The sequence below is a fragment of the Streptomyces sp. UH6 genome, assembly GCF_013421635.1.
Taxonomy (GTDB): domain Bacteria; phylum Actinomycetota; class Actinomycetes; order Streptomycetales; family Streptomycetaceae; genus Streptomyces; species Streptomyces abyssomicinicus.
Map to the genome: position 1 here is coordinate 1 of NZ_JACADT010000634.1, position 3,375 is coordinate 3,375.

The 3,375-nt window shown below is 74.0% G+C and carries 5 protein-coding genes; 1 reads left to right on the forward strand and 4 read right to left on the reverse strand.

The window, feature by feature from the left end; genetic code table 11:
- The 3 genes from HW445_RS32865 to HW445_RS23370 form a co-directional block, all read right to left on the reverse strand.
- The coding region (locus HW445_RS32865) for a hypothetical protein (RefSeq protein ID WP_218957314.1) at positions 1–205 on the reverse strand (205 nt) is incomplete at its 3' end.
- Positions 183–932, reverse strand: coding sequence for a hypothetical protein (locus tag HW445_RS23365; protein ID WP_180222923.1), 750 nt, complete (start codon positions 930–932; stop codon positions 183–185). The genes HW445_RS23365 and HW445_RS32865, both read right to left, overlap by 23 nt.
- Before the next feature lie 168 nt (positions 933–1,100).
- Positions 1,101–1,781: a hypothetical protein gene (locus tag HW445_RS23370; protein ID WP_180222924.1), complete on the reverse strand. Its 681-nt coding sequence runs from the start codon at positions 1,779–1,781 to the stop codon at positions 1,101–1,103.
- Between the two features lie 248 nt (positions 1,782–2,029).
- Here HW445_RS23370 and HW445_RS23375 point away from each other — a divergent pair, with 248 nt between their 5' ends.
- On the forward strand, positions 2,030–2,698 hold the full coding sequence (locus tag HW445_RS23375; protein ID WP_180222925.1) for a 4Fe-4S single cluster domain-containing protein: 669 nt from the start codon (positions 2,030–2,032) through the stop codon (positions 2,696–2,698).
- Here the strand turns inward: HW445_RS23375 and HW445_RS23380 are convergent.
- A partial coding sequence (locus HW445_RS23380; RefSeq protein WP_180222926.1) for a macro domain-containing protein occupies positions 2,673–3,375 on the reverse strand: 703 nt, incomplete at its 5' end. The genes HW445_RS23375 and HW445_RS23380 overlap by 26 nt on opposite strands.

Below are 3,375 nucleotides of genomic sequence, written 5' to 3' on the forward strand. Positions count from 1 at the left end.
GGGCGGCCTCGACGCCGCGGCGGCGGGCGTCCCGGAGGAATTCCTGTTCGGCCCGGGCCGCCAGCACCACGGGGCGGTCGCGCCGCTCGGGCCGCCGTGCCTCCCGTCCCGGGCGGGGCGCCTGCGGGCGGCGTCCGGGCGTCAGAAGGGTCGGCAGCCGGAGCCGCCTCGGGCGGGGCTGATCACTTGTAGTCGTACTGGACACGGGCCTCCGCCCTTCCCTCGATGGCTTCCGTCCAGAAGGCCTGGAAGTCGTCGTTCTCCTCAGGCCTGATGTCCTTGATCATGCCGAGGCCGACCGGATAGACGTCCATGCCCTTGATCCCGGGCATGCCCCGCGCCTCGACCATGGCGTCGATGACCTCCCCGCGGGCCGCCTCGGTCGAGAGCTCCGACGGCTCGATGGTGAAGTCCTTGTCCGCCTGCTCGAAGTCGCTGACCACGAGGATCTTGACGTCCGGTCCGCCCAGGACCTCACCGATCCGGTCCAGCGCCCCCCACACGTCGGAGCCGCCCTGGGTGCGCGCGCACTCCAGCTCCGCCATGGCCGCCTGCTTGGCCTCGCCGAGCGCCTTCCGGCGGGCGCTGTCGTGGTCGGTGGTCTCGTCGCCCGCCGGGTCGAGGTCGACCTCGTCGACCCGGCAGGAGGAGGCCTCCGAGGAGCGGGTGATGGGCGCGAACTCCACCGAACCGCACTTCTGCTCGGTGAGGAACGGCACCAGCGTGTCCTTCAGCTTGGCCTCCGCGTCGAAGCCGCCCTTCCCCGCGTCGCCGGAGCCGGACCCGTCGATCACGACACCGCACGGCGCGGTCAGCGGGTCGGGCGGCTCGGTGCAGGAGGCCAGAGCGGCCAGCATCCCCGCCACGGGTATCAGGGCTGCCGCGCGACGGAGACGGAACGCGCGTCTGCCGTCATGGGCTGTGCGATGCACGGTGACCTTCCTTCCGGGAACCGGTCGGCCGGAGGGCCGGGTTCCGAACCAGGTGGACGTGGGACCTTCGGGCAGGGGTGTCTTCGGGGCGCGCGCGGGCGCGCACAGGCGGGCCACGGGCGGCGCCGGCCGGTGCGGGGGCGGCTGGGCCGGGTCCGGCGGCGGGAGCTACGTCCGTGAGGCGGTGGGACCGGTGGTGTTCTGGCTGTCGAGCAGGTCCAGGGCCTGCCGCACGGCGGGCCGGTCCGCGGCGGACCGCGTCCCGTACCAGCTGTCGGTGTCGAGCCAGTCGTCGCAGCGGTGCCAGCTGGCGTCGAGCGTCACCGCCCCGGGCAGCCAGCCGGCGGGACGGTGCTCGTCCAGGGGGCTGTCGTCCGGATCCATGTCACGGCGCGCCCGCTGCCAGGCGGCGTCCCAGTAGCAGGCGAGCAACTGGTTGGCCTGGTCGGCGAGTTCCTGAGCCTTGGCCCGCTGGACGGCGGCCCGGTTGCGCCAGTCCGCCACCATCTGCCCGTACCGGGCCAGGGCGGCCGGTGCCGGCCTGCCGCGCACCGTGTACTGGTGGACGATGCGGACCGACTCGGACTGGACGGCGGTGACCAGCGCGTGCCCGTCGACCAGCATCCGCCGCCTGAGCCGGGCGTTGCCCCGCTCCACCTCGGACCTGATGCCCAGGGCGTGCGGCGGAAGGGCGACGTCCGCGGGGACCCTTCCCCCGCGTGCCTCGCGCAGCACCGACACCAGGTCCGCCGCGTCCCGCCTTCCGTGGAATCGGGCGGCGGCCCGGGAGACGAAGCCCGGTCTCACCCGTCGAGGACGGCCTCCGGTGCGGCCGGAGAAGTTCGCCATGGAAAAGACCTCCCATTCCCGTCCGCACGGAACTCCCGGAACTCCCCCTGAGCCCCGCGCAGAAGGAGAGAGTAGCGGAGCACGACGACGGAACAGACGGGAAATGAGCCGGAATTGATCGTTCCAGAGAAATGCTCCGGGAAACGCCCGGAGTTCGCCCCGGGGGCGGCCGGCAAGGCGCCCGTCGGCGATTGCGGGCGGCGGGCGGGGCCGTCGATACTTCTTGGCGTCGCCCGGAAGGAGACGTCATGAAAGCCCGAATCTCCGGAACCCATTTCCCTTTGCGGACCCTCGGTCCGGGGAAACGCCTGGGTATCTGGTTCCAGGGATGCGGGCTGGCCTGCCCGGGGTGCATGTCACGGCACACCTGGGAGCCCGGAGGGGGGCGTGCCACGGACGTCTCCGATCTGACGCGGCAGTGGGGGGAGGCACTGGAGGAGGGGGCCGAAGGGCTCACCGTGAGTGGCGGTGAGCCCTTGGACCAGGCCGACGCGCTGGACACCCTGCTGACGGACGCGGCCCGGCTCCGGGACCGGTTCGCGGCGGGCGGGGACGGCGCGGACCTCCTGGTGTACACGGGCTACGAACCGGACGAGCTGACGCGGTCGCACCACCGGGCGCTCCGCCACGCCGACGCCGTGATCACCGGCAGGTTCCGCGTCGAGCGGCCCACCCGGCTGGTCTGGCGCGGGTCGGCCAATCAGCGGCTGACCCCGCTGACCCCGCGCGGCGGGGCCCGCTACGCCCCGCACCTGTCGCGGGAGAGCACGGGCTCCCGGCTGGAGGTGGCGGTGGAGGCCGGGTCGCCGGTGCGCGTGCGCGTCCACGGAGTGCCGCTGCGGGGCGAGCTGCGCGCGTTCGAGAAGGGGCTGGCGGAGGCCGGCGTGACGATCAAGGCTCCGAGTTGGCGCGCCTGAGCAGGTCGGCGCGGACCTCGCTGTTGCTCACCAGCAGCACCGACCAGCTGGGGTCCTGCCGCAGTTCGGCCCGTACGGCCCGCACCAGGTGCCGCGCCGCGTCGCCCGCGGGAAGTCCGCCGTGCCCGGCGCCGAGCAGGGGGAAGCAGATGCCCGTCAGCGGGAGGGCCAGTGCCGTCCGCTCCTCGCGGGCCAGTTGGAAGCACGCCCGGACGGCCGCGGCGATGTCGGAGGGGGAGACGTGGTAGCCCTCGCCGTCGTTCACCGGGGTGGCCACCGCGGCGTGGTAGACGCGGCGGACGCCCTGGCGGACCAGCGCTCCGGGCGAGGTGGGCACCACCGTTCCCGGCGGTACGGCCCTGCCGGTCCGGTGGTGCGTGCGGAGCCAGACGGTGAGTTCACGGGTGAGGACGTCGTCGACGGCCTCGCCGGCGCCGTCGCGCTGGGTGGCGGCCCGGCGCAGCGCTCCGGAGACCGTCGGCCGGAAGGTCTTGGACATCTCCAGGTACACGTTCTCGGACGAGACGAGGATGTCGACGTCACCGACCTTCTCGATCGCCCCGAGCCGGACCGTCACCCGGCCCACCGGCGGGCGCGCGACGGGGGCCGCGCCCTGGGGCGGGACGGGGAAGGAGACAGGCGTGCGGGGCGAGGGGATGGTGGGCGCCGGGGGCGCC

Bases quoted from the DNA above. Each gene is read 5' to 3' on its own strand.
- HW445_RS23370 (WP_180222924.1), bottom strand. From the start codon at position 1,781: ATGGCGAACTTCTCCGGCCGCACCGGAGGCCGTCCTCGACGGGTGAGA.
- HW445_RS23375 (WP_180222925.1), top strand. From the start codon at position 2,030: ATGAAAGCCCGAATCTCCGGAACCCATTTCCCTTTGCGGACCCTCGGT.